22 protein-coding genes are annotated in these 25,819 nt (G+C 63.4%); 9 read left to right on the top strand and 13 right to left on the bottom strand.

Annotated features, from left to right (window positions below):
• Positions 1–46: 46 nt before the first annotated feature.
• Positions 47–799 (bottom strand): hypothetical protein, encoded by a 753-nt coding sequence (locus tag NRS07_RS04575; protein ID WP_259211463.1) that lies wholly within the window; start codon positions 797–799, stop codon positions 47–49.
• A gap of 174 nt (positions 800–973) precedes the next feature.
• On the opposite strand from NRS07_RS04575, the gene NRS07_RS04570 reads away from it, so the two are divergent.
• Positions 974–2,071: an anhydro-N-acetylmuramic acid kinase gene (locus tag NRS07_RS04570; RefSeq protein ID WP_259211462.1), complete on the top strand. Its 1,098-nt coding sequence runs from the start codon at positions 974–976 to the stop codon at positions 2,069–2,071.
• A 79-nt stretch (positions 2,072–2,150) separates the two neighbouring features.
• Here NRS07_RS04570 and erpA read toward each other — a convergent pair whose 3' ends face one another.
• The 3 genes from erpA to NRS07_RS04555 all read right to left on the bottom strand — a co-directional run bounded on the left by erpA (position 2,151) and on the right by NRS07_RS04555 (position 4,523).
• On the bottom strand, positions 2,151–2,519 hold the full coding sequence (erpA, locus tag NRS07_RS04565) for an iron-sulfur cluster insertion protein ErpA (RefSeq protein ID WP_259211461.1): 369 nt from the start codon (positions 2,517–2,519) through the stop codon (positions 2,151–2,153).
• Between the two features lie 86 nt (positions 2,520–2,605).
• Positions 2,606–2,998 (bottom strand): polymer-forming cytoskeletal protein, encoded by a 393-nt coding sequence (locus NRS07_RS04560; protein WP_259211460.1) that lies wholly within the window; start codon positions 2,996–2,998, stop codon positions 2,606–2,608.
• 244 nt (positions 2,999–3,242) lie between these two features.
• Positions 3,243–4,523 (bottom strand): S41 family peptidase, encoded by a 1,281-nt coding sequence (locus tag NRS07_RS04555; protein ID WP_259211459.1) that lies wholly within the window; start codon positions 4,521–4,523, stop codon positions 3,243–3,245.
• Positions 4,524–4,626: 103 nt separating this feature from the next.
• Between NRS07_RS04555 and NRS07_RS04550 the strand changes: the two genes are divergently transcribed.
• Complete coding sequence (locus NRS07_RS04550; protein WP_259211458.1) at positions 4,627–5,232, top strand: helix-turn-helix domain-containing protein; 606 nt, start codon at positions 4,627–4,629, stop codon at positions 5,230–5,232.
• A gap of 41 nt (positions 5,233–5,273) precedes the next feature.
• On the opposite strand, the gene argC is transcribed toward NRS07_RS04550, so the two are convergent.
• The 3 genes from argC to rplM all read right to left on the bottom strand — a co-directional run bounded on the left by argC (position 5,274) and on the right by rplM (position 7,321).
• The gene (gene argC / locus NRS07_RS04545; RefSeq protein WP_259211457.1) at positions 5,274–6,311 is read right to left on the bottom strand and encodes an N-acetyl-gamma-glutamyl-phosphate reductase; all 1,038 of its coding nucleotides are present in this window, start codon (positions 6,309–6,311) and stop codon (positions 5,274–5,276) included.
• 179 nt (positions 6,312–6,490) lie between these two features.
• Positions 6,491–6,883 carry a 30S ribosomal protein S9 gene (gene rpsI, locus NRS07_RS04540; protein WP_259211456.1) on the bottom strand — a complete coding sequence of 131 codons (393 nt, stop codon included), beginning with the start codon at positions 6,881–6,883 and terminating at the stop codon, positions 6,491–6,493.
• 9 nt (positions 6,884–6,892) lie between these two features.
• Positions 6,893–7,321 carry a 50S ribosomal protein L13 gene (rplM, locus tag NRS07_RS04535; RefSeq protein ID WP_091874105.1) on the bottom strand — a complete coding sequence of 143 codons (429 nt, stop codon included), beginning with the start codon at positions 7,319–7,321 and terminating at the stop codon, positions 6,893–6,895.
• Positions 7,322–7,602: 281 nt separating this feature from the next.
• Between rplM and NRS07_RS04530 the strand changes: the two genes are divergently transcribed.
• The 4 genes from NRS07_RS04530 (at position 7,603) to NRS07_RS04515 (ending at position 11,454) form a co-directional block, all read left to right on the top strand.
• Positions 7,603–9,030 (top strand): alpha/beta hydrolase, encoded by a 1,428-nt coding sequence (locus tag NRS07_RS04530; RefSeq protein ID WP_259211455.1) that lies wholly within the window; start codon positions 7,603–7,605, stop codon positions 9,028–9,030.
• A gap of 10 nt (positions 9,031–9,040) precedes the next feature.
• Complete coding sequence (locus NRS07_RS04525) at positions 9,041–9,772, top strand: ATP-binding cassette domain-containing protein (protein ID WP_259211454.1); 732 nt, start codon at positions 9,041–9,043, stop codon at positions 9,770–9,772.
• A complete protein-coding gene (locus NRS07_RS04520) occupies positions 9,769–10,953 on the top strand; it encodes an ABC transporter permease (protein WP_259211453.1) in 1,185 nt (394 codons plus the stop codon). The genes NRS07_RS04525 and NRS07_RS04520 overlap by 4 nt, the downstream gene beginning before the upstream one ends.
• A gap of 78 nt (positions 10,954–11,031) precedes the next feature.
• Entirely contained in the window at positions 11,032–11,454 is a 423-nt protein-coding gene (locus tag NRS07_RS04515; protein WP_259211452.1) for an OsmC family protein, read from the top strand.
• A 94-nt stretch (positions 11,455–11,548) separates the two neighbouring features.
• Here NRS07_RS04515 and coq7 read toward each other — a convergent pair whose 3' ends face one another.
• Together coq7 and NRS07_RS04505 are read right to left on the bottom strand one after the other, a co-directional pair.
• Positions 11,549–12,193, bottom strand: a complete 645-nt coding sequence (gene coq7 / locus NRS07_RS04510) for a 2-polyprenyl-3-methyl-6-methoxy-1,4-benzoquinone monooxygenase (protein WP_259211451.1) — start codon at positions 12,191–12,193, stop codon at positions 11,549–11,551.
• Between the two features lie 79 nt (positions 12,194–12,272).
• On the bottom strand, positions 12,273–12,707 hold the full coding sequence (locus NRS07_RS04505) for a ThiF family adenylyltransferase (protein WP_259211450.1): 435 nt from the start codon (positions 12,705–12,707) through the stop codon (positions 12,273–12,275).
• 205 nt (positions 12,708–12,912) lie between these two features.
• On the opposite strand from NRS07_RS04505, the gene NRS07_RS04500 reads away from it, so the two are divergent.
• Genes NRS07_RS04500 through NRS07_RS04490 form a run of 3 tightly spaced genes read left to right on the top strand, consistent with a single transcriptional unit; the run spans position 12,913 to position 17,669 of the window.
• Complete coding sequence (locus tag NRS07_RS04500) at positions 12,913–13,806, top strand: ABC transporter ATP-binding protein (protein WP_259211449.1); 894 nt, start codon at positions 12,913–12,915, stop codon at positions 13,804–13,806.
• 17 nt (positions 13,807–13,823) lie between these two features.
• On the top strand, positions 13,824–17,420 hold the full coding sequence (locus NRS07_RS04495) for a M1 family aminopeptidase (protein WP_259211448.1): 3,597 nt from the start codon (positions 13,824–13,826) through the stop codon (positions 17,418–17,420).
• A gap of 42 nt (positions 17,421–17,462) precedes the next feature.
• Positions 17,463–17,669 carry an addiction module protein gene (locus NRS07_RS04490; RefSeq protein ID WP_259211447.1) on the top strand — a complete coding sequence of 69 codons (207 nt, stop codon included), beginning with the start codon at positions 17,463–17,465 and terminating at the stop codon, positions 17,667–17,669.
• Between the two features lie 103 nt (positions 17,670–17,772).
• Here the strand turns inward: NRS07_RS04490 and NRS07_RS04485 are convergent, their stop codons facing one another.
• From NRS07_RS04485 to NRS07_RS04465, 4 genes are all read right to left on the bottom strand, one after another.
• Complete coding sequence (locus NRS07_RS04485; protein ID WP_307729917.1) at positions 17,773–19,479, bottom strand: methyl-accepting chemotaxis protein; 1,707 nt, start codon at positions 19,477–19,479, stop codon at positions 17,773–17,775.
• A gap of 272 nt (positions 19,480–19,751) precedes the next feature.
• Positions 19,752–21,143 carry a group II intron reverse transcriptase/maturase gene (gene ltrA / locus NRS07_RS04475; RefSeq protein ID WP_307729916.1) on the bottom strand — a complete coding sequence of 464 codons (1,392 nt, stop codon included), beginning with the start codon at positions 21,141–21,143 and terminating at the stop codon, positions 19,752–19,754.
• Between the two features lie 457 nt (positions 21,144–21,600).
• Positions 21,601–22,620, bottom strand: a complete 1,020-nt coding sequence (locus tag NRS07_RS04470; RefSeq protein WP_259211445.1) for an IS110 family transposase — start codon at positions 22,618–22,620, stop codon at positions 21,601–21,603.
• A gap of 410 nt (positions 22,621–23,030) precedes the next feature.
• Complete coding sequence (locus NRS07_RS04465) at positions 23,031–25,718, bottom strand: DNA topoisomerase III (RefSeq protein ID WP_259211444.1); 2,688 nt, start codon at positions 25,716–25,718, stop codon at positions 23,031–23,033.
• Between the last annotated feature and the right edge of the window lie 101 nt (positions 25,719–25,819).

Genomic DNA, 25,819 nt, shown 5'->3' with positions numbered 1-25,819 from the left:
GCTCAGCATGAATTTCATCGCTGATGCCTGCCGCTTGGCAGGCCTTTCACTTGGCGCCGCCCTGCTGCCACGAACGAATCTCTGCACTGATGGCGACTGACTCCCCTAGTATTTCTTGCAGCTCGGCCTCGGGCGGCTTGACCTCGCCGTGCAGGATCCGGTCGAGCTTCTGCGCCATGCTGCGCGCGCGCGTGGCCAGTTCGGGCGGGCCGCGGCGGGCCAGTTCCGGATCGTTCAGCTGCGTGAGCGAAATACCTGCTCGGTGGAAGCCGTAGATGAAGCGACCGATCGCCTCGTAATACGCGTCGCTGGCTGACGGGTCGGCCGCACCCGGCTTGCTGCCGGGTGCGTGGTCCGCCGTGGCGTCACAGGCGTTGGTGTCAAAGCTCAAGGCAATCGCGTGGGCATCCGGGGAAAGGCGGGTTACCAGCAGACTCTGTTGCGTAGCGTAGCTGCCGCCATTCATGGCCTTGTCGGTAAAACACACGGCCAGATCCTCGACGCCATCGCTGTTAATGTCGCGCCGCTCGGTCACCACCATCCGGTAAAACCAGTCCGGATACGCGAATTCAACCAGCGTATTCGTCGCCCTGGTCGGCTTCAATTGAAAATCGGCGAAGCTGCGCTGATGCATGGTGCGGCGCGGCCCGAAGGAACTCCGGATCGACGTCAGGTCGAACCGTTCCGCCAAAAACTGTCCCAGCCCCTGATGCGGAAAATGCGAGACCACCGGCGCGGCTTGCGCCGGGCCAGCCAACGCCAGCCAGCAAACACTGACGACCATGCCGATCTTGTTCATCGTTTACTCCTGCTAGTGAGCGCTCAGGGTAACAGAGCGGCCGCAGCGCAAATGCGCGCTTTACCACGCCGCTGACCTGCCCCGCCCAGCCTTCCGCTTTTCTTGCGCACCGTTTAGTATGCAGGAGCGCCGGCCCAGCCTGCTCAGCCCCGAATTAATCAAATGGAAGCGACGATGAGCCAGACCCCTACCCTGTATATCGGCCTGATGTCCGGCACCAGCCTGGACGGCGTCGATGGCGTACTGGCCGACTTTGCCGATGGCAGCATCCAGACCATTGCGGCCGCCTTTACACCCTTCCCTCCCGCACTGCGGGGCGAACTGATGGCACTGCAGGCTGCCAGCGAGAACGAGCTCGAGCGTGAAGCGCTGGCCGCCAATGACCTGGCGCTGTGCTACGCCGACTGCGTACGGCAACTGCTGCCATGCGCCGCAACGCCGGTCGCGGCCATTGCGGTGCACGGCCAGACCATTCGCCATCGCCCCGAACGGGGCTTTACACGCCAGACCAACAATCCGGCCATGCTGGCCGAATTGTGCGGCATCGATGTCATCGCCGACTTTCGCAGCCGCGACATCGCGGCCGGCGGCCAGGGTGCGCCGCTGGTGCCGGCCTTTCATCAGGCCGCCTTCGGCGAGCCGGGCACGGTGCGCGCGGTAGTCAATATTGGTGGAATCGGCAACATCAGCGTGCTGCACGGCGACGGCCGCGTCAGCGGTTTCGATACCGGCCCGGGAAATGTCTTGATGGACTTATGGATCGGCCGTCACCAGGGCAAGCCCTATGACGCGGACGGCGCCTGGGCCGCCAGCGGCGCGGTGCATGCGCCACTGCTGGAGGCGCTGCTCGACGAGCCGTATTTCCGCCAGCCGGGGCCCAAGAGCACGGGGCGTGACCTGTTTCATGATCAATGGCTCAATGCCAAACTGGCAGGTTTCGGCGGCCTTGCGCCACAAGATGTGATGGCAACGCTCACGCGCCTGACGGCGGTCACGATTGCAGAGGCGATCCGGAAAGAAAGCGCGGCGCTGCAGGCCGTCTATGTGTGCGGCGGCGGCGCCTATAACGCGACGCTGCTGCGCGAGATCGGCAGCGCGCTGGGCGGCATTGCGGTGGCATCGACGCAAGTGCTGGGCGTAGCGCCGAATCGGGTCGAGGCGCTGGCCTTTGCCTGGCTCGGCTACCGCTTCATCCAGCGCGAACCGGGCAACCTGCCGGCGGTCACCGGCGCGCGTGGGCTGCGCATCCTGGGCGCGCTGTACCCGGCATAAAAAGCGCCGCGCCAAATGAAACGGCCCGGATCAACCGGGCCGTCGACTGCCCGGCCATGCGGGCTGCCTGGATGCAAACTCAGGCGGAGAACGAAGAACCGCAGCCGCAGGTCGACTGGGCGTTCGGATTCTTGATCACGAACTGGGCGCCTTCGAGGTCGTCTTTATAGTCGATCTCGGCGCCGACCAGGTACTGATAGCTCATCGAGTCGATCAGCAGCTGGACACCGTTCTTTTCCATCGTGGTGTCGTCTTCGTTGACGATTTCGTCAAACGTGAAGCCATACTGGAAACCGGAGCAACCGCCACCTTGCACGAAGACGCGCAGCTTGAGGTCGGGATTGCCCTCTTCTTCGATCAGCTGTGCAACTTTTTCTGCGGCGCTGTCGGTGAAGTTGATCGGGACGGGGATCGTGTCAAGGTCTTGTACTTCGACGACTGCGTTCATGGAGAACTCCTGGTGAATTTCAAATTACCTCCATTATAGACCCTTGGCGCAACTCACGCTGCCAACCCGGCTGCCAACCCGGCGGCCTATCCAGCCTCGGCGTCGGCCAAATGAAACACCGGTTCGCCGGCTGGTTCATGGGTCAGTTTCCCGGTGACCAGGGCGCCGCCATGCATTTCGAGCAAACGGTAATGGACATCACCATGTATGCGGCCTTTCGGCTGTAATTCAAGCAGTTCCGACGAATGCACCGACCCGGCGATATAGCCGTTGACGACCAGGTTGGCGCAGCGTACCTCGCCTTCGATGCGGGCATGCTCGGACACGATCAGCATGCTGTCGGCGCCTTCGGCCGCAAGCACGTTGCCATGCACTTCGCCATCGATGCGCAGCCCCCCGGTGAAGCACAGGTCGCCCTCGATCCGGGCCGAGATGCCGACCAGGCTGTCTATCTCGCTTTTTACTTGTCGACCGAACATGTTCCACCCCTCATGAATGGCGCCGACGGCGGTTACCGGGACGCTTGCTCACCTGTGCATTGCAACCTGTGCATTGGTCAATTTACCGCGCTCAAGAGGTGGGACTTTGATCTAGATCGGCTCGGTAGAAAAGCGCTCTCCTGATCGGGGTTTGCAGAAACCGGACGCAAAATACGCTCCTTGTTTCGCGTTTATGCGACCGAGCTTGTCTCTTTCCGGTCGTGCGTTGCTACGGCCGTCATGCTTACAGTTCGCCCGGCTGCGCGGCTTGCGCCTCGAGCAAGGCGCCGGGCACGCGCCCCGCTGGGGGATCGAGGATAAAGCGCGGTAGCGACAGCACCAGGCCAGTGTGTGGCAAGCTGACGCCGCGCACCCCGCCCGACTGCGAGCGCCGCGCCGCGCCGCCGCGACCGACCAGCTTGGCCAGTCCGAAATCGCGCATGACGTTGGCGAACAGAATGGCCGAAGAATAGGTTGCCGGCCCAATCTTCACAACTATCTTGCCGCCGAAATGCAGCGGATGGTTCAGTTGCGGCTGGCGCCATGTGGAAATTTCGCCGTCCGACACCTCGCCCTGGACGCCCGGCCGAGCGCGCGACATTGCCCTGTACGTCGATCCGGTACGGTAGGGCGTGGTGGCGAGATAGGGCATGAGCCCGTCCAGCCACATCGCGTCGTCGCCGCCACCATTGTTGCTGATATCGATGACCAATGAGGTCACGCCCGCATTCCGGATTTTGGTGAAGGCGTCGTGCGTGAAGGCCATGAACGGCGCAGGGTCGGACGCGCTGAAGCTGCCGACCGTGAGCACGGCGCTGCCGCAACAGCGGATGTCGAGATTGAATTGGTGCGCGAACTGTGCTTCATCGCGCATGAAGGCGGGTACGGCGCGACTGCCGGGCAAGTCGACTATCCGCCCCTGCCCGCCCTTCTCGAGCGCCAGGCGGTATTGCAAGGGCGCTCCGTAGGTCTTCCAGTAGAACAGCCACCAGCGCTGGGCCAGCAGCCTGGCCCGGAAGCTTGGCGTATCGCCGTGGGTTTTCGCCAACAGCGTGCGCACTACCGTCCTGGCATCGATCCCGTTGATCGACACGATGCGCTCCCGCTCAGCCGATGGGGTAGCGCGGCGCACATACAGTTCCGCGTCCTCGTCGAGCTCCACCTCTAGCGGAAACAAGGTGCCGCCACCGGCCAGCCAAGACAGCGTATCGCCTCGCCAGTCAGCGTAGCCCACCAAGAAATGGGCATCGGCAAACAGCGGATTGAGCGAGGCGAGCCGCCGCCATGCCTCGTCGCGCGTCAGTCGCGGCGGCACATCCTGGCCCAGGCGGTCGAACGCCGTGTCCAGGGCGCGTTTATTCGTGGAAAATTCGGGATCAGGATGCATGCGCACGATCGTTTCGCGCATAAAGGCGAGGTCGGCGCGGAACTGGGCGGCAGTGACCGTCTGTGAGGCCTCGTCAGCCGCTGCAGTTGGCACCTGCATGAATGACCACAGCACCGCAAGCAGGGAGAGAAGCCACATTCGCACAGTCATCATCATCCTTCGCTCTGATCGCTCTTGCTGTTGAAAAGTCGTTGAAATAATATACTAGTTTTTCAACACAACGCATTGCGTGGAGAAGATCATGCAGGATGAATACTGGCAAGTCGACGATCCGGCATTGATCGAGGCGCTTGCCTCGCCTATCCGCCAGGAGATCGTCGACACCCTGGGCGCGCTTGGCGTCCCGGTCAGCGCGGCCGAGCTTTCCCTACAGCTCGGCAGGCATGTCGATGGGCTGTATTACCACCTGAAGTTGCTCGCGAAATCCGGATTGGTCGTGGAGTCGATGGCAGATCAAGATGAGGCGCGCCGCTATGCACTTCCGGGAGCAGGTACGCTAGCGCTGCGGCTCGCCTACCGCACCGATACTGAGCCCGGTAAACATGCACTGCGCAAGTTCGCGCGTGCCATGCTGAAAGTGGCACAGCAGGATTTCGATGACGGGCTGGACATGCCGGAGGTCGTCACGAGCGGCAGCGCGCGCCAGCTATGGGCGGCGCGCAACAAGGCGTGGCTGAGTAAAGATGAACTGGCGGAGGCGAATACGCTGCTGCAACGCCTGTGCGACCTGATGAGCCAGCCTCGCACGCCGGAGCGCACGCAGCTTCTCAGTTGTGCGTTCGTGCTGGCGCCGCACTTGGCGCGTACGAAGCGCAGGGGGAGCGATGGAAGTACCGATGGAGGGTGAAGCGGCCGCGTCTGAACGCCGGCCGCTTCACCCTGACAAGCTTACGGCAGCAGCGCGATCTGCCTCAAGCCCGTGGTTTCGTCGAGGCCGAACATCAGGTTCATGCACTGCACGGCCTGGCCGGAAGCGCCTTTCACCAGATTGTCCTGCACCACCAGGATCACGACCGTGTTGCCGCCGTCCGGGCGGTGCACCGCCAGGCGCAGCATGTTCGAGCCGCGGGTCGAACGGGTTTCGGGATGCGATCCGAACGGCATCACGTCCACGAACGGGCTGTCCTTGTATTCATCTTCGAACAGGGCCTGCAGCGCAGCATCGTCGATCTCTTTGGTCAGGCGCGCGTACAGGGTCGCGTGCATGCCGCGGATCATCGGTACCAGGTGCGGCGTGAACACCAGGCCGACCTTCTGGTCGGTGTAGCGGGCCAGCTGGGCCGAGGTTTCCGGCGTGTGGCGGTGACCGTGCACGCCATAGGCCTTGAAGTTGTCGCTCGACTCCGAGAACAGCGTGCCGATCTCGGCCTTGCGACCGGCGCCAGAGACGCCGGATTTGGCGTCGGCGATCAGGTTGCCCGCATCGATGATGCCGGCCTTGAGCAGCGGATAAAAGCCCAGTTGCATCGTGGTCGGGTAGCAGCCCGGGTTGGCGATCAGGCGCGCGCTCTTGATGTCTTCGCGGTTCAGCTCAGGCAGGCCGTACACGGCTTCTTCGATCAGCTCGGGCGCGGTATGCGGGATCTTGTACCACTTCTCGAACGTGGCCTGGTCTTTCAGCCGGAAGTCGGCCGCCAGGTCGATCACCTTGACGCCTGCCGCCAGCAAGGCCGGGGCCTGGGCCATGGCGACGCCGTGCGGGGTCGCGAAGAACACCACGTCGCATTGGGTCAGGTCGGCTTTGTCCGGGCTCGAGAAGGCCAGGTCGACCACCCCGCGCAGCGACGGAAACATGTCGGATACCAAGAGGCCGTCTTCCTTGCGCGAGGTGATCGCGGTCAGTTGTACGTCGGGACGCGCGGCCAACAGCCGCAGCAATTCCACGCCCGTGTATCCGGTGCCGCCAACGATGCCAACTTTGATCATGTTCTGTTCCTTCGTGATGTAAGAATGACCTTTCCAGGACGAAGCTGCATTTTAACAGCCATGAAACATGCGTGCGGCAGGGGTAGGCCGCGCGCGCGCGACGTCCAAAAACAAAAAGCCGCCCACCTTGCGGAGGACGGCTTTCGCCACAGCGCCCGGGGGCGCTGCAAGGAAACGAATTAACGCTTCGAGAACTGCTTTGCGCGACGTGCTTTACGCAGGCCGACTTTCTTACGCTCGACTTCACGGGCGTCACGGGTGACGAAACCGGCACGTGCCAGGTCACCCTTGAGGCCTGCGTCGTAGTCGATCAGAGCGCGGGTGATGCCGTGACGGACGGCGCCTGCCTGGCCCGACTCACCACCGCCGTGCACGTTGACCTTGATGTCGAAACGCTCGACATTGCCGGTCAGTTCCAGCGGCTGGCGAATGACCATCAGGCCGGTTTCGCGCGAGAAGTATTCGTTCGCAGGCTTGCCGTTCACGATGATCAGGCCGGTGCCCGCTTTGATGAACACGCGAGCGACTGCACTCTTGCGACGGCCGGTGCCGTAGTTGTAGTTACCGATCATGTCAGTTCCTTAGAGGGTCAGTGCTTGTGGTTGCTGTGCTGCGTGCGGGTGCGAACCTTCCGCGTACACTTTCAGCTTCTTGATCATTGCATAGCCCAGCGGGCCCTTTGGCAGCATGCCTTTGACAGCTTTTTCCAGGGCGCGGCCCGGGAAGCGCTGTTGCATTTTCAGGAAGTTGGTTTCGTAGATACCGCCCGGGTAGCCCGAGTGACGGTAGTAGGTCTTGTTGGTGGCTTTGGTGCCGGTCACGCGCAGTTTGCCTGCGTTGATGACGACAATAAAGTCACCGGTATCGACGTGCGGAGTGAATTCTGGCTTGTGTTTGCCGCGCAGTCGGAGTGCCACTTCGCTGGCAACACGTCCGAGGACCAAGTCCGTCGCGTCAATCACAAACCAGTCGCGCTGGACTTCATGGCCCTTAGCGGAAAAAGTTTTCATGTTGACTTCCTAATTAAAAGTGCTCACTGTGGTGGTTCCGCCCTTGCTGCAGCGGACTCTGCCTTATTATCTTCCCCGAGCAAAGGGAAAGCCCACGATGATAGCTGATTCCCGGCAGGCACGTCAATGCACGCGCCGCCCGCTGTCGCATTTTCCACCGCCGCTGCCTTCATCCCGGCCCATCGCGCCCACCTTGCATAATCTGGTGCGATAGCGCAACTAACTGATTGACCGGCAAAACAGTGACAACCTACTATGCATGCAACTCTCGAGGAGATTGTGTGAATACAAGATCGTTCCTGCCCGCCGCCCTGTGGCTGATGGCATCCACGGCCACCGCGGCGGCGACCGCCGCCGCGGATACCCGCAACTGCCACCTGCCGGGCGCCACCGACACGCTGCGCTGCGTCACCCTGGATGTCCCGCTCGACCATGCCCAGCCCCGCGCCGGCAGCCTGAAGCTGCATGTCACGGTGGCCCCCGCGCACCGTGACGGCGTTATTGGCGACCCGCTGTTCGTGCTGGCCGGCGGCCCCGGCGAGGCCGGCAGCGACGTGGTGCCGCTGCTGTCGCTTGCCTTCAACCGGGTGCGCGCCACCCGCGACATCGTGTTCATCGACCAGCGCGGCACCGGTCTGTCGGGCAAGCTCGATTGCAAGAGCACGCCCGAATACGAGCACATGAGCCAGGAGCAGCTCGAAGCCGAACTGCGCGCCTGCATCGGCGCCCACAAGGCGCCATGGGGCGCCTACACCACCGATGCCGCCGCGCGCGACATCGAAGTCGTGCGCCGCAAGCTCGGCTACGGCGCCGTGAATGTCTGGGGTGGTTCGTATGGCACGCGCCTGGCCCAGGCCTATGCGCGCCTGTACCCGGCCAGCGTGCGCAGCCTGGTGCTCGACGGCGTAGCCGCGCCCGACCAGGTAATTCCGGCCGGCGCCCGCGACGCCCAGGCCGCGCTCGACAAGACCTTCGCACTGTGCGCCAAGGATGCCGCCTGCAACAAGGCCTTCCCGAACGTGCGCGCCGAGTTCGACGGCTTGACCGCGAAGCTGGCCGCCGGCCCGATCCGGCTGTCGCTGACCAACCCGCGCACCGCGCAGCCACTGACGCTGAGCATGAGCTCGGAGCGCTTCCTGGGCACCGTGCACAGCATCCTGTACTCGCCGGCCGATGCGCGCCGCCTGCCCTACCTGATCCACAATGCGGCCCAGGGCCGCTGGCAGCCCTTCGTGGCGCGCCAGAACATGGCGAGCGACTACGGCGTCCAAGGCAATATCGCGATGCTGATGCACCTGGCGGTGGTCTGCGCCGAAGACATTCCGCGCCTCACGCCCGAGCTGCGTGCCGCGGACGCCGGCCAGCTGACCAAGACCCTGGCCGACAAGATCCCGGCCATCTGCCAGCAGATGAAGGTGCCTGCGGTGGCCGCGCGCGCGCCGACGCAGATCACGGTGCCGGCCCTGCTGCTGTCGGGCGCGCTGGACCCGGTCACGCCGCCGCACCGCGCCGCCAGCGCCGCGAAATACATGGCGCGCGCCCAGCATGTGGTGGTGGCCAATGCCGGTCATGGCGTGTCGCAGCTTGGCTGCGCGCCGCGCCTGCTGCGCGCATTTCTCGACAAGCCGCAGGCTGCGCTCGATGCCAAATGCCTGAACGATATCCCGGCCCCCACCTTCCAGCTCGGCAGCGCCGGTCCGCAACCATAAGGCGACAGACATGATTGAAGTCCACGATGTACGCAAGCAGTTCGGCGACGTAAAGGCGTTGTCCGGTGTCAGCTTCACCGCCCGCGACGGCCAGATCACCGCCCTGCTCGGCCCTAACGGCGCCGGCAAGACTACCCTGCTGCGCACCCTGGTCGGCCTGCTCAAGCGCGACCACGGCACGATCTCGATCGACGGCATCGATCCGGAACAAGACCCGATGGCGGTACGCCGCAGCATCGGTTTCCTGACCGACCAGTTCGGGTTGTACGAGCGCCTCTCCACCCGCGAATACCTCACTTATTTCGGCGAACTCAATGGCATGGAGCGTGCCGCCATCAATGCCCGCATCGACGAAGTGTCCGAACTGCTCGGCATGGAAGACATCCTGGCGCGCCGCAGCAAGGGCTTCTCGCAAGGCCAGCGCATCAAGGTAGCGCTGGCGCGCACGCTGCTGCACCGCCCGCGCCACCTGCTGCTAGACGAGCCCAGCCGCGGCCTGGACGTGATGAGCACGCGCGCATTGCGCACCGCCCTGGGCGCGCTGCGCGCCGACGGCTGCTGCGTGATCATGGCCACCCATGTGATGCAGGAAGTGAGTCACCTGTGCGAAGACGTGATCGTCATCGCCGCCGGCCACACCGTGGCCCAGGGTTCACCCGACGAACTGTGCCGGCGCACCGGCATCTCCAACCTCGAAGACGCTTTCGTCAGCCTGGTCGGCACCGAAGAAGGAATCGCATGAAATCCAAGCTGTTGATCGTGTTTCGCAAGGAACTGCGCGAGACCCTGCGCGAGAAGCGCACCGTTGCCCTGCTCGCGATGTTCACGCTGCTGTACCCGATCCTGATCGGCCTGATGCTGCACCAGCTGATCGACAAGAACACCAAGACCGAACGCGAAGGCGTCGAGCTGGCGGTGATCGGCGGCGCCAAGGCCCCGACCCTGATGGCCCAGTTGGGCGAAAAGAACATCACGGTCCAGGCTACCCAACCGATGACCGAAGACGCCATCGGCGAGCTGCTGCGCACCAAGAAAGTCGCGGCGGTGCTGCGCCTGCCCGACGACTATGCCGAAAACTATTACGCGCTGCGTCCGGCCCGTCTCGAAGTCTGGTACGACTCGGCGACCGAGTCCGGCCCGCAGCGCCGCGAAGTCGAAGACGTGCTGGAAGCCTACGGCGCCAACGTCGCCAGCGCGCGCCTGCTGGCGCACGGCGTATCGCCCGCCGCGCTCACGCCGATCCAGGTGCAGCGCTACGACACCGGCACCAACGCGTCGCGCTCGGCGGTGATCATTGGCGGCATCATCGGCATCCTGTTCTTCCCGGCCTTCATGCTGAGCATGTCGGCGGCGGTCGACAGCACCGCCGGCGAACGCGAACGCCGTTCGCTCGAGGTGCTGATGGCGCAACCGCTCCACACCTGGGAACTGGTGGGCGGCAAATGGCTGGCCGCGAGCATCCTGGGCATCGTCGGCGTGACCCTCGAACTGATCCTGGGGCACCTGATCCTCAAGTGGCTGCCACTGGAAGAAATTGGCATGTCCTGGAGCCTGGGCTGGGGCGACCTGGCGCTGGTGTGCCTGGCGACGGTGCCATTGTCGCTGCTGGCCGGCGCGCTGTACGTGGCCCTGGCGATGAATGCCAAGACCTTCAAGGAAGCGCAGACGGTGCTGGGCATCGTGATGATCGTGCCGCTGATACCGGGCATGGTCCTGTCCTTCCTCGACCTCAAGACCGCGCAGTGGATGTACCTGGTGCCGATGGTATCGAACCAGACACTGGTCAAGGAGCTGTCCAAGGGCGGCGACATCGGCGCGCTGCCGTTCCTGATGACCTTCCTGTGCGCCCTGCTGCCGGCGCTGGCCGTGGCGGTCTTTGCCAGCTGGCGCATGAAGAGCGAGCGTTACGTGCTGGGCGTGTAAGGCCGGGCGCGCCGGCAGAGGCGCCGCTGCTGCCTTACAATACCCCAGTCAGTAACGGATCAACCGCGGAGAAATCGAATGGAAGTCAAAGTCATCTGGAACGGCCCGTCGGGCATGGGGTTTCGTGCCGAAACCGGCAGCGGCCACGTGGTGGCCATGGATGGGGCGCCCGAAGGCGGTGGCCACAACCTGGCGCCGCGCCCGATGGAACTGGTCCTGGCCGGCACCGGCGGCTGCAGCGCCTACGACGTGGTGCTGATCCTGAAGCGCGGCCGCGAGGACATACGCGGCTGCGACGTGACGCTGCAGGCCGAGCGCGCCGACACCGACCCCAAGGTATTTACCAAGATTAACTTTCACTTCACGGTCACCGGGCGCAATCTCAAGCCGGCAGCGGTGGAACGCGCCGTGACCCTGTCGCACGAAAAATACTGCTCGGCCTCGATCATGCTGGCCAAGACGGTAGAGATGACGCATACGATCGAAATCGTGGAAGTGTAAATCGTGGAAGTGTAATCTTGCGCGTCGGCTGATTCGGCGCGTGGACGAGTTGCTCGTCCACGCGATGATTCTCATCGTACCCGCCGCGGCGTTCTTAAATCCGGTATGCCGTCGTCGTCATCACCTTCGACATTGCCTGCATCGCCAGCCTCACTGGCATGGGCGTGTCTTTCGCGCCAAGCGCCTGGGCCGAGGCGCCGTGGGCGATTTCATCGACCCGCATCTGTTCCACGATCGCGCGCGAGCGCGCATCTTGCGGCGGCAACTGCTCCAGATGCTGGCCGAGGTGGGCTTCGACCTGGCGCTCGGTCTCGACCACGAAGCCCAGGCTGTGCTGGTCGCCCAGCTTGGCGGCGATGCTGCCGAGCACATAGGAGCCCGCATACCACAGCGGATTGAGCACGCTCGGCTGCGAACCCAGCTCCGACAGGCGCTCGGCGGTCCAGGCCAAATGGTCTTCTTCTTCGCGTGCCGACTTGCGGAACTGGGCGCGGATGGTGTCGCTCCTGCCAAAGCGCGCCTGGGCGTCGTACAGCGCCTGGGCGCACACTTCGCCGACGTGGTTCACGCGCATCAGGCCCGCACTGTGGCGGCGCTCTTCGTCGCTCAATTCGCTGTCGGTCGCATGGGCGGCAGGATTCGGGCGCGACGACGCGGCGACGCCGCCCACCACGCGCAGGGCCTTGTCAAAACCGGTAATCAAGCGATCGAGGGGAGAATGGGTGTGGCGAACGGTCATGGTGTGATCGATGCGATATCGGAAAACACCATTATAGGGCTTGCGCCAGCACGGGGACGCCGCGCTTGACGGCGCCCGTTCAGCCGCCGTGCGGCCCGGCCGCCAGTGCCTTTTGCCGCGCCACCCAGTCGGCCAGCGGACCATCTGGGTCGAGCCCCGAGATGTTCTTGGCCACGCCCAGATTGAGCTCGAGCAGGAAGGGAATCGATTCGACTGGAATTTCCGGGCAGTGGCTGCGCAAGGCCTGCATGAAGCGCGCGCATTCCACGGTTGGCATCACCTTCTCGCCGCTCATGAACTGCAGCACGCTGGCGATGCTATGGCCCTTGCCCAGCGTATGATAGATGAAGCGGTTGAACGCGCGGTCGACCAGCTTGAAGTCGATTTCCTCCTCGGTCATCAACCCGGCAAGGTAATGCAGCCCCAGCCCGACCCGGAACCAGTCGGTCGCTTCAAGGCGGTCGCGGCCTTCGCGCATCAATGCCAGCAGCCTGTCCTGGATCAGCTTGTTCATTCTTCCATTATCCACATTTCCACTGCGGATGCGAGCAATGTTTTCTTAAAGGAACTAGTGCTGCGTCTGTCATTGGATTATGCAGTCCAGTCGGTCGGATTGCCCGTGCGTCGCAGAGACAGCACATATGGCGAGACAATTTAATACAATGCAAGTGTTGAAGGAAGTTTACGCGTACGCCGTCGCGCGTCGTCATGGAGCAGGCATGGAATTACGTATCCGCAATCTGTCGAAGACCTACGCCAATGGCGTGGTGGCGCTCGACCGTGTCACGCTGACCATCCCTGCCGGGATGTTCGGCCTGCTCGGCCCGAACGGCGCCGGCAAATCGACGCTGATGCGGATCCTGGCCACGCTGCAGGAATGCGATGCCGGCTCGGTCTTCCTGGACGACATCGATGTCCTCGACGAAAAGGACGAAGTGCGCCGCATGCTTGGCTACTTGCCGCAGGATTTCGGCGTCTACCCGAAAGTGACCGCTTACGAACTGCTCGATCATTTCGCCCAGCTCAAGGGCCTGTCGCACAAGGGGCGGCGGCGCGAAGTGGTCGACGGCCTGCTCCAGCAAACCAATCTCTGGGAAGTGCGCAACCAGCGCATGGGCACGTATTCGGGCGGCATGCGCCAGCGCTTCGGCATCGCCCAGGCGCTGCTGGGCGACCCGCGCCTGATCATCGTCGATGAACCAACCGCGGGCCTGGACCCGCAGGAACGGGTGCGCTTCCACAACCTGCTGTCCGAGATCGGCGAAGACAAGACCGTCATCCTGTCGACCCACATCGTGTCGGACGTGGCCGATTTGTGCGCCAACATGGCGATCATCAACAAGGGCCAGGTGCTGCTGTGCGGCGACCCGCAAGACCTGGTCTACGAGGTCGAAGACAATATCTGGGCGCGCTTCGTCACCAAGCAGGAACTGCCGCTGTTCCAGAAACGCCACCAGGTCATCTCGACCCGCCTGCTCACCGGCCGCACCCTGATCCACGTATATGCCGAGGGCGACCCGGGCGACGGCTTCGAGCCGGCGCGCGCCAGCCTGGACGATGTGTACTTCGCCACCATCGCCGGCCGCTTCAACGCCGCCGCAGTGGATTGCTGAGCACCGCGAACGGCACGATGCGTCCCACGATCGCTCCCCTCTTCGCCATCGCCCGTTTCGAGGCGATGCAGCGCCTGCGACTGCTCTCGACCTGGGTCTATTTCGGCATGTTCCTGGCGCTGGCGCTGCTATGGATGGCGGCGGCGGGCGGTGTGTTCCGCGATGCCGTGGTCACCTTCGGCGGCCGGGTCCTGATCAATGCGCCGCGCCAGGTCGCGCTGACCGCCTCCTTCCTGGGCTGCTTCGGGGTAGTGGTGGTGGCCGCCGTGATGGGCCGCTCGGTGCAGCAAGACTTCGAGTACGACATGCACCACTTTTTCTACAGCGCGCCGATCCGCAAGCACCACTACGTGCTGGGCCGCTTCCTGGGCGCCTTTGCCACGCTGGCGGTGATCCTGTCGAGCATTGTGCTCGGCGCCTGGCTGGGCAGCTATATTCCCGGCATCGAAGCCGACCGCGTTGGCCCGGCCCCGCTCTCGACCTTCCTGCTGCCCTATCTGTTTACACTACTGCCCAACACCTTCATCTTCGGCGCCCTGTTCTTCGTGCTCGCTGCGCTGTCGCGCCGCATGCTGCCGGTGTACGTGGCCAGCATCGTCATGATGATCGGCTACATCATCGCACCCTCGCTGGCGCGCGATCTCGATTACAAGACCCTGGCCGCACTGATCGACCCGTTCGGCACCACGGCGCTGATCCGCCTGACCGAATACTGGCCTATCGCCGAGCGCAACACCCGCCCGGTGCTGCTCGAAGGCGTGTTCCTGGTCAACCGCCTGATCTGGGTCGGCTTCGGCCTGACCGTGCTGCTGCTCGGCTACTGGCGCTTCCACACCACCGGCAGCATCGACCCGCGCAATGGCAAGGGGGCGGCACTGGCAGACGATCCGCCTCCAGTGCCGCGGTCGCCGGTGACGGGCGACACCCGCGAAACGCCGGACTTCGCGCACCGCAGCCTGGCGATCCTGCTTGGCAAGTCGAGCTGGTACAACCTGCGCGAGGTCATTAAGAACATCTATTTTCTGGCGCTGGCCCTGGCCGGCGTCCTGATCCTGGCCGCCAGCGCCATCGACCTCGGCGCCATCTACGGCACCACCACCGAGCCGGTCACCTACCTGGTGCTGGAACTGATCCGCGACGTATTCGGTCTGTACATCCTGGTAGTGACCACGCTGTTCGCCGGCGAATTGGTATGGCGCGAGCGCGAAGCCCGCATGGCCCAGATGCTCGACGCCCTGCCGGCGCCAAGCTGGCTGCCGCTGGCCGGCAAGACGCTGGCGCTGGTCGGCATGCAGGCGTTGCTGCTGTCAATGGCGATGGTGGTGGGCATGCTGATCCAGCTGTCCAAGGGGTATTTCGGGCTTGAGCCAGGCCTCTATCTGCGCTTCCTGTTCACGGTGCTGCTGCCGCAGTACGCGCTGCTGGCGGTGGCGGCGATTGCCATGCAGGTTATCGTCAACAACAAGTACCTGGCCTATGTCATCCTGATCGCGCTGTACCTGATAGCCGGCACCGCACAGGGCTATGGGCTGGACCATCCGATGCTGCTGTACGGGTACACGCCGTCGTTCCGCTATTCCGAGATGAACGGCTTTGGCCACTATCTGTTGCGCGAGCACCTGTTCCAGCTGTATTGGGGCGGCCTGGCACTGATGCTGATGGTGGCGGCGCGCGTGCTGTGGGCGCGCGGCGTCGATAGCGGCTGGCGCGAGCGCCTGGAGCTGGCACGCCGCAATCTGTCCCCGGCGGTGCTGCTGGGCTTCGGCGCGGGCTTGGCCGTGTTTGCCGCAACCGGCGCCCTGCTCGCCTGGGAACTGGCAGCCGGCGGCTACCAGAGCACCGTGCAGCTCGAGAAGACGCGCGCCGAGTACGAACAACGCTATCGTCGCTATGCAAAACTGCCGCAGCCGCGCATCGCCGATGTCAGCCTCGCCGTGAACATCCATCCCGAGCAGCGCACGCTGGCCGTCCAGGGCGTCTACCAGCTCGAGAACCGCAGCGGCGTACCGGTGTCCGACATCATCCTGTACCAGCAGCGCGGGGCGGCGCTCGCTACCCGCTTCTCGCAGCCGGCCCGGACCATTTTGGCTGACCCGGAACGTGGTTTTTACCGCTACCGCCTGGCCACACCGTTGCAACCGGGCGCGCGCATGGCGCTCGGGTTCGGCGTTGGCTATGCGCCGGGTGGCCTGCTTGGAATCGGCCGCGATACGCCGGTGGTCGGCAACGGCAGTTTCTTCACCAACGATGTCATGCCGCGCATCGGCTACCAGCCGGCGCGGGAACTGGTCGACGAGCGCGACCGCAAGCGCCACGGCCTGCCGCCAAAAAATCCGATGGCCGCGCGCGACGACCCTGAAGGGCGCGCCAACAACGGCTTGGCCGTCGATGCCGACTGGATCGGCTTCGACGCCGTGGTCAGTACCAGCGCGGACCAGATCGCAATCGCCCCGGGCACGCTGGAGCGCGAATGGATGGCGGGGGGACGTCGCTACTTCCACTACCGGATGGACGAGCCGATCCTGAATTTCTATGCCATCCAGTCTGCGCGCTACGAAGTGCGCCATGACCGCTGGCAGGACGTGACCATCGACGTGTATCACCATCCAGGCCACGACGACAACGTCGAGCGCATGATCCGCGGCGCCCAGGCCGGCCTGGACTACGCCTCGAGCCGCTTCGGCCCCTACCAGTTCCGCGAGCTGCGCATCGTCGAATTCCCGCGCTACAGCAAGCATGCGCAGGCCTTCCCGGGCACCATCCCGTTCTCGGAAAGCACGGGCTTTATTGCGCGCATCGACAGCGATTCGGCGAAGGACATCGATTACCCGTTTTATGTCAGCGCGCACGAAACGGCGCACCAGTGGTGGGGCCACCAGCTGGTGGGCGCCAACACGCGCGGCGCCACCGCCTTGTCGGAAAGCCTGTCCGAATACACGGCGCTGATGGTCATGCAGCGCGCCGTCGGCGCGCACAAGATGCGGCGCTTCTTGCGCCACAACCTCGACGCCTACCTGATGGGCCGCGCGCTGGAGCGGCGCAAGGAGCTGCCGCTGGCGCAGAACGAGAACCAGGATTACATACATTACCGCAAGGGCAGCCTGGCGCTCTACCTGTTGCAGGACTTGCTCGGCGAAGACACCGTCAATGGCGTGCTGCGCACCCTGCTCGAGACGCACGGCTCCAGGGGCGCGCCTTACCCCGGCGTGACGGTGCTGGTGGACGCGCTGCGCGCGGTGGCGCCGCCGGACAAGGCTTACCTGATCGACGATCTGTTCGAGTCGATCGTGCTGTACGAGAACCGCGCCGACAGCGCCAGCGCGCGCCAGCGCCCGGACGGCAAGTTCGAGGTAACGATCCAGGCCCATGCCGGCAAGGTGCGCGTGGGCGAGCTGGGCGACGAGAAGCCGGCGCTACTGCGAGACTATATCGAGTTCGGCGTCGACGACCATCACGGCAACCCGCTGGCGCGCGAGCGGCGCCTGGTCGACCGGGCGGCCCAGAGCGTCACCCTGGTAGTGGGCGCGCGTCCGGCACGGGCCGGCATCGACCCCGACAACAAGCTTATTGATAGAAAACCAACAGATAACATGGTTCACGTCGACAACCTTTAACTTGCACGTTATTATTTCGAAACTATTACTCGAAGGAGCATCATGTCGAACCTGGTTGCCGAGATTGCTGAACAGATCCAGCTGCTGAGTGCAGACGAAAAGCACGCCCTGGTGCGCATTTTGCTCCAGGATATCGACGGCCCCGACGAGGATGCGGACGAAGCCTGGCGCAACGAAGTAGTGCGCCGTGTAAAGGCGATCCACAATGGCGAAGCGGCGATCCGCGCGCTGCAGGAGTGGCAAGACTGACCATCGGCCGGCGCGGCATGCGCGCCTCGTAAAAAACCGTGGTTCGTGAACTGAACCCCAAAAGTTGGACACCAACTTTTGGGGTTTTTTCATGAGGACGCCATTACGCTGCGATGCGCGCGGCTTCGTCGGCCGCTTCGCCCGCTTCGCCCGCTTTGGCATCCTGCGGCACCGCGCCGCTACGCTCCCCTGCCCATGTGTGCGGCGCCTTGCCTGCGATCCTGGCTGGCGCCTGGGGTGCGTGCGGCAGCGCCTGCGCGGCCTGCGCCAGCTGGAAGATCCCGACCAGTTGCGCCAGACCGGCTGCCTGCTCGCGCATCGCGGCGGCGGCGGCGGCGGCTTGTTCCACCAGCGCCGCGTTCTGCTGCGTCACCCCGTCCATCTGCACGATCGACTGGTTGACCTGCTCGATGCCGTGGCGCTGCTCCTGGCTGGCCGCCGCGATCTCGCCGATGATGTCGGACACCCGCTGCACGCTCGCCACGACATCGTCCATCGTGCGCCCGGCCTGGTCCACCAGGCGCGAGCCGGCTTCGACGCGGGCCACCGAGTCGCCGATCAATGCCTTGATCTCCTTGGCCGCCGCCGCCGAACGCTGCGCCAGGTTACGCACCTCGCCCGCCACCACCGCAAAGCCGCGCCCCTGCTCTCCGGCGCGCGCTGCCTCGACCGCCGCGTTCAGGGCCAGGATATTGGTCTGGAAGGCGATGCCGTCAATGACCGTGATGATGTCGGCGATCTTGCGCGAGGCCTGGTTAATCGAGCCCATCGTCACCACCACCTCGGCCACCACTTCACCGCCGCGGGCGGCCGTATCTGCGGCACTGGCGGCCAGCTGCTTGGCCTGGCGCGCGTTGTCGGCATTTTGCTTGACGGTCGAGGTCAGTTCTTCCATCGACGATGCCGTTTCCTCCAGCGAGCCGGCCTGCTGCTCGGTGCGGGCCGACAAATCCTGGTTGCCGATCGAAATCTCGCGCGCGGCGGTTTCGATGGCCCCGGTGCCGGCCCGCACCTTCGACACGATCGCCACCAGCGCGGCGTTCATGGCCTTGAGCGCGGCCATCAATTCGCCCGCCTCGTCATTGGTGCGCACCTTGACCTCGGTGGTCAGGTCGCCGCGCGCCACCTGTTCGGCCAGCGTGACAGCGCGGCGCAGCGGAATACTGATGTTGCGGCCGAGCTGATAGGCCATGAACACGGCCAGCACGGCGGCGATCAGGCCGCCGCCCACCAGGGTGCGCTGTATGGCCGATTCCAGCGCAGCGACCTCTGCCGAGAGCTGGGCTGCCCGCATGGTTTCACCTGCCCGGACCTGTTCGATCAAGGCGCGCATCGCCTCCATGCCGGACTTGCCCTTGCCTTCCTGCTCGGCCGCGACGACCTGCGCCAGGTCCGCCTCGAGCACGCCGCGGCGCAGTGCGATCATCGGGTCGACCGCCTGCGCGAGCCATGCAAGCTGGCGCTGCGCCAACTCCTTCAGGCGCGCCTGCTGCGTCTCGTCGCCGGCAGTCAGTGCCGCGGCCTGGTCAAGGTGCTGCCCGAAGACCTGCTTGCCGGCCGTGTAAGGCAAGAGCGAGGCTTCCTGGCCGCTCAGGGCATAGGCCCGCTGGCCGGCCTCGATATCCATCAGGGCGGCCATGGCGGCATCGACCTCGCCCAGTGCCTGGTAGCTGCGTACGTTGGCGTCGCTGGCGGCTGCCAGGGCGGTGAAATTGGCATAGGCAAACGCGACGACGATGCCGGTGATGCCGATCAGGATGCCGTAGCCCAGGTATAGCCGGGTCGCGATTTTCAGGTCAGAGAGCTTCATGGGTTTCAGACGGATAAGTTGTTAGTAGAGTGATGCCCGGAGTGCGGGCACGACCACATGACGAAACTTCAAGCCTCAAGGGCTTGTCTGATTATTACTTGAGAAACTGATACTGAAAAGAAAAATATTGCTTAATGGTAGTGCAAGGCGTTGTAGGGAATGCATTGTTTGCATGGTGCATAAAATGAGGGGATGTTGATCGAGTAGGGGGCGAGGTCACCCTCGCCGCCCTCTCACACCACCGTACGTGCGGTTCCGCATACGGCGGTTCATTAAACAAACTGGAAGCGCTGCCGGGTATCCGGCAGCGAAACCAAACCTAGTGTGTCGAAGAAGCGTTTAGGAAACGCATTGTTCATGTGGCTTGCGCCGGCGTTCCACCAAGGGCCCCGTCCATTGCTTGCCGATTTCCATGCCCGATGCGCATCCAGGCCTCGGTGCTGCAGATTCCGGTTACGTGTCGCAGGATGCTTCCATTGACGCCATAGCAGGCACCGCAGCTTGCGACGTATCCACCCGTCCAGGTCCTGCAACACACCTTTCACCTCGGTCAGCCGAAAGTACGACATCCAGCCGCGCAGCACCGGGTTCAGTTCGTTGATCGTGGCGCCGAGGTTGCGCGAAGCATTCCCGACGACGATTTCCCTTACCTTGTCTCTCAGCCGCTGGATACTGCTGTCGGCGACTTTCAGACGCACCTGTTTGTGCCACGTGAAGCTGTAGCCGAGGAACTTCCTCTGCCAAGGCCGTGCCACGGCGCTTTTCTCCCGATTGACCCGAAGCCTGAGCTTGCTCTCCAGGTAATCGGTGATTGCCGCCATCGCACGTTGTCCTGCCTGCTCGCTTCCGACATAGATATTGCAGTCATCGGCGTATCGGCAGAACCGGTGTCCCCGGCGTTCCAGTTCACGGTCAAGATCGGTCAGCAGGATGTTCGACAGCAGCGGAGATAAAGGGCCACCTTGCGGCGTGCCTTCCGTCCTCATGCTGACGACCCCGTCGGCCATCATGCCCGCTTCGAGGTAACGCCGGATCAGTTTCAAGATCCGCTCGTCCTTGACCTTGCGTGCGACGCGCGCCATCAGAATGTCGTGGTTCACACGGTCAAAGAACTTCTCCAAATCCAGATCGACCACCCAACGGCGGCCTTCCCGGATATAGCCTTGGGCCCGCTGTACCGCTTGCCATGCATTGCGGCCGGGACGGAACCCGTAGCTGTGTTCGGAAAATCCAGATTCGAATTCCGGTTGCAAGACTTGCAGCAGCGCCTGCTGGATCAGTCGATCTATCACCGTCGGTATGCCCAGCGTTCGTACCCCGCCGTTCGGCGTCGGTATTTCCACCTTGCGTACCGCTCGTGGCATGTAACCGCCCGCCAGCAGTGCTGCCCGGACCGCTAGCCAGTGCTGTTGCAGCCATGCCTTGAAGTCAGCCACGGTGAGTCCATCGACTCCCGCCGCGCCCTTGTTCCGCATGACCCGCTCATACGCTTGCCAAAGGTTGTTACGTTCCACTACGGCGTCCATCTGCCGCAGTCCTTCCGCTTTCGTTTGCCCATCCGCCGCCGTGCCCACCTCGGCTCCGGACACAGCCGTCGACGACATCCGGTCGCCTCTTTCCGTGCCTGGCGCGGTTGCCCGCCTTGTTGCGTCGTCGATTTGCATCGAGGTCGAATGTCCTAGTCGCGTTGCTCAATGTTCGGGCCTTCGGCTTGGCTCGTCCGGCTGGTCGCCTCGTCCTCACCTACTATGCCCTCTGCTGACTTCTGCATGCGCATCCCGACACCTCGCGATGTCGGTAGCACAAGGCACGCATGCAGATCTCCCCGTACATGGACGCCCCCGTTTTGCCAAGCTCTCTTTTCATGATGGTGTTGAGGTAAAGATTGCACCCGTACATTCGGACTTTCGCTGTGGCTGATGCCACTGTCCCTGATGGGATGAGCTGGTCGGCGCCTCGATCGGGTAAACGCACTGATGTGCTTGGGGAGTCGCGGGCTATGCCAACCACGGTCTGACCTGTTTGCCATCACTCCTTGATCGCCTGTGCAACCGGTGGAATCTACTGCTGGGGTACTGAAATCGTTCTCTGCCTGCCGGGACTGGTCATTGACCGCGCCGATTACGCGACAGCGAAATCGGCGCGGAACTCGACGTCACGCGCCAGAAGCGCCCACGCAATCCTGGCGTTCTTGTTCGCCAACGCGACGGCGGCCACGTTCTTGTTACGCCGTCCGAGCAGATGATGCAGCCAATCCTGCTTAGGCTTGCCTTCTGCATAGCGGATGACGGCCCTGGCGCCATGGATCAGCAACGTTCGCAGGTAGGTGTCGCCACGCTTGCTGATGCCGAGCAGATTGGCCTTTCCTCCTGTCGAATGCTGCTTGGGAACCAGGCCGAGCCACGCCGCCAGCTGCCGGCCGTTCTTGAAGTTCTTTGCGTCCCCAACCGAGGCGATGAGTGCGCTGGCCGTAATCGGCCCGATGCCTGGAATTTTTTCCAGTCGTTTCGACAGTGCGTTGGAACGATGCCAAGCCTGGATCTGCACTTCCAGTTCGCTAACCTGACGGTCCAGCTCTTTCAACTGTTCGAGCAGTCGCATGATCAGAATCTTGAACGCTCCAGGAAGTTCTTCACCGGCCTCATCAAGCAAGAGCGGTACTCGCTCGCGGACAAAACCCAGACCCTTGGGAATAATCAGTCCGAACTCAGCCAGCATGCCGCGGATCTGGTTGCCTTGCGCGGTGCGCGCCTTGACGAAACCCTGCCGGGCCCGATGCACAGCCAGGATCGCCTGCTGCTCGACGTCTTTAATGGGAACGAAGCGCATGTTCGAACGCTGCACCGCTTCGCAGATCGCCTCGGCATCTGCCGCGTCGTTCTTGTTGGTCTTGACGTAGGGCTTGACGAACTGCGGGGCCATCAGCTTGACCGTATGCCCCATCGCCTCGAGCTTACGCGCCCAGAAGTGCGCGCTGCCACATGCTTCCATGCCGATCAGGCAGGGCTGCAGATTTGCGAAAAAGCTCGCCATCTGGTCGCGCTTGACCTGCTTGCGCAGGCATTGCTTACCAGCCTTATCGACGCCGTGGACCTGAAACACGTTCTTTGCCAGGTCGATGCCAATTGCGGTAATCTGCATGATGACGCTCCCTCTCGTTCAGGTGGTGTTTCGACACCACCACTTTGGCACATTTGATGCCGTAGAGTGGGGGCGTCCATCCCATTGGGTATTGCGCACTCACCTTCACGCTTATGCCTGTCGGATCTACGTCGCAGCCTTCCGTACAAGTTTTGGGCTTTGATGATATTGGACATCTCACCCGGCTGCGCCGCCTCGTATCCGCTTCCTGTTCGTCAGGCCAGCGCTTTGCCTTCAGCTTCCTCCAGATTCGCAGTCGCCCGCGACACCCTTGCCGTTCAGCTAACTCTTCCCCTTGTCGGGCGAGTAGAGGACTTTCACCTCCAAGTAAGTGTGCCCTGCCGGGCGCACCAAAAAAAAACGCGAACCCTCGGGCTCGCGTTTTCATTCTTACTTGGATCAGGGCAGTGTTATTTCTCTGCCGCTGCAATCTTCTTGGCCGCTGGCTTGCGCACTGCTGCCTTCTTGGCTGCCGGCTTGGCCGCAGCTTTTTTCGCTGCCGGCTTGGCCGCGGCCTTTTTTGCTGCTGGCTTGGCGGCGGCCTTGCGCGCCGTCTTTGCCGGTGCTGCGCCCTCGCCCTCATCTTCGGCGCCCTCGGCTGCCGCTGCCTTTGGCTTGGCGCCCGGCTTGGCCTTGCGCTCCTCGAATTCGAAGCTGACCTTGCCGTCCTTGCCGCGCACCAAAAATGCCTTGAACGCGCGGCGGGTGCGCTGCGAAACGAAGCCGGGCAACAGGTCGGTCTTGCCATCGACCAGCAGCTTGGCCATCTGTTCCGGCAGGATTTCCTGCTGCAGGATCACCCGGCCGCTGCGGAAGTCGCAGGTCTTCGGCTTGGCCACGCTGTGCTCGCACACATAGGCCAGGCCCATTTCGTACACGCCAGCGGCGCATTTCGGGCACGGGCCCAGCGCGGTCTGGCCGGTAAAGTCGACGCCCTCGGCGTTCTCGTCGTCCTGGTCCTGGCCAAAGTCGAATTCGAGCTTGAAGTTCTTGATTTCTTCGTCGCGCACGATGCGCAGGATGGCCGCGAACGGCCGGCCCATTTTCGAACGGAAACCCTGCAGCGGACCGATGGTGCGGTTCTTGAGCAGGTCTTCGACCTCGCTGATCTCGAACTGGCGGCTGCCCGGTGTCTTCGACATCGAGAATTCGCACTTGGTGCAGGCGAAGCGGCGGTAGTTTTCCTTGACCACGCCGCCACAATTCGGGCATGGCGTCTGCAGGGTCGCGTAATCGCCCGGAATCGTATCGTTGCTGTATTCCTTGGCGCGCTTGACGATAATCTGCGTCATCTGCTGGATCTCGAGCATGAACTCGTCACGCGAGATCTTGCCCTTTTCCATCTGCGACAGCTTGAACTCCCACTCGCCGGTCAGTTCGGGGGCGGTCAGTTCGTTCACGCCCAGGCCGCGCAACAGCGTCATGAGCTGCGCGGCTTTCGCGGTCGGGATCAGCTCGCGGCCTTCGCGGATCAGGTATTTCTCGTTCAGCAAGCCCTCGATGATGGCGGCGCGCGTGGCCGGCGTGCCCAGGCCCTTGCCAGCCATGGCGTCGCGCAGTTCGTCGGAATCGAGCAGCTTGCCCGCCCCTTCCATTGCCGACAGCAGCGTCGCTTCGCTGTAGCGCGCAGGCGGCTTGGTCACCAGGCCATTGGCGCTGACCTTCTCGGTCTGGACCTTCTCGCCCTTTTGCACCGGCACCAGGTTGGCGCCGTCCTTGTCGTCGGTCTGGGATTCCTTGCCATACACGGCAAGCCAGCCCGGGTTGGTCATGACCTTGCCTTCGGTCTTGAACTGGTGGCCCGACACTTCGGTGAAGCGGGTCGTCACCAGGAACTCGGCCGGCGGGAAGAACACCGCCAGGAAACGGCGGGTGACCAGGTCGTACAGCTTCTGTTCCGGCTCGCTCAGGTTCTTTGGAACCACGCCGGTCGGAATGATCGCAAAGTGATCCGAGATCTTGGTGTTGTCGAAGATGCGCTTGTTCGGCTTGACCCAGCCGTTCTTGGTGACCTGCTTGGCGAACTGGTTGTAGTTGTTCGTTTCCGCCAGCGCACCCATGGTGTCCTTGACGGTCTGTACGTAGTCTTCGGGCAGGTGGCGCGAATCGGTACGCGGGTAGGTCAGCACCTTGTGCTTCTCGTACAGCGCCTGCGCCAGGCCCAGCGTGTTCTTGGCCGAGAAGCCAAAGCGGCCGTTGGCCTCGCGCTGCAGGCTGGTCAGGTCGAACAGCGCCGGCGCCATCGAGGTGGTCGGCTTCGATTCTTCGGTGACCACGCCCGGCTTGCCGCGGCAGGCAGTGGCGATCGAATCGGCCGCCAGCTTGCTCCACAGGCGCTCGGCGCGCTTTTCCGGATCGTTCTCGTCTTTCTTGAACTTCTGGTCGAGCCAGCGGCCTTCGTAGACGCCGGCCGCGCACACGAATTCGGCGCGCACTTCCCAGAAATCGCGCGAGACGAACTTCTTGATCTTCTCTTCGCGCTCGACCACGATCGACAGGGTCGGCGTCTGCACCCGGCCCACGGTGGTCAGGTAGAAGCCGCCCTCTTTCGAGTTGAAGGCGGTCATGGCGCGGGTGCCGTTGATGCCGATCAGCCAGTCCGCTTCCGAGCGGCAGCGCGCGGCATCGGCCAGCGGCAGCATTTCCTCGTCGGTGCGCAGCTGCTTGAAGCCTTCGCGGATCGCGTTGGCCGTCATCGACTGCAGCCACAGGCGCTTGACCGGTTGTTTCGCCTTCGCATTCTGGGCGATCAGGCGGAAGATCAGTTCTCCTTCGCGCCCCGCGTCACATGCGTTGATGAGGGTGGTGACATCCTTGCGCTTGATCAGCTTGTTCAACACCTTCAGGCGCGACTCGGTCTTGGCGATCGGGTTCAGCGCGAAATACGGCGGGATCATCGGCAGGTGGGTGAAGCTCCACTTGCCGCGCTTGACGTCGAACTCTTCTGGCACCGCGATCTCGAGCAGGTGGCCGACCGCCGACGACAGCACGTACTCGTCGGATTCGAAGTACTCATCGTGCTTGGTGAAGCCGCCCAGCGTCTTCGCGATGTCGTTCGCGACCGACGGCTTCTCGGCGATGATGAGGGATTTGGTCATAGTTTCTTGTACTTGCTTATATAGTATTGGCCCCGGAATGTCGGCCCCGGAGTGGGCCTCGGTCCGGCTGGTCGGCCCCGCGCATCATACATGCTTGCGGG

Source organism: Massilia sp. H6 (assembly GCF_024802625.1).
Classification (GTDB): domain Bacteria; phylum Pseudomonadota; class Gammaproteobacteria; order Burkholderiales; family Burkholderiaceae_D; genus Telluria.
This window is presented reverse-complemented; position numbering and strand designations above follow the sequence as displayed.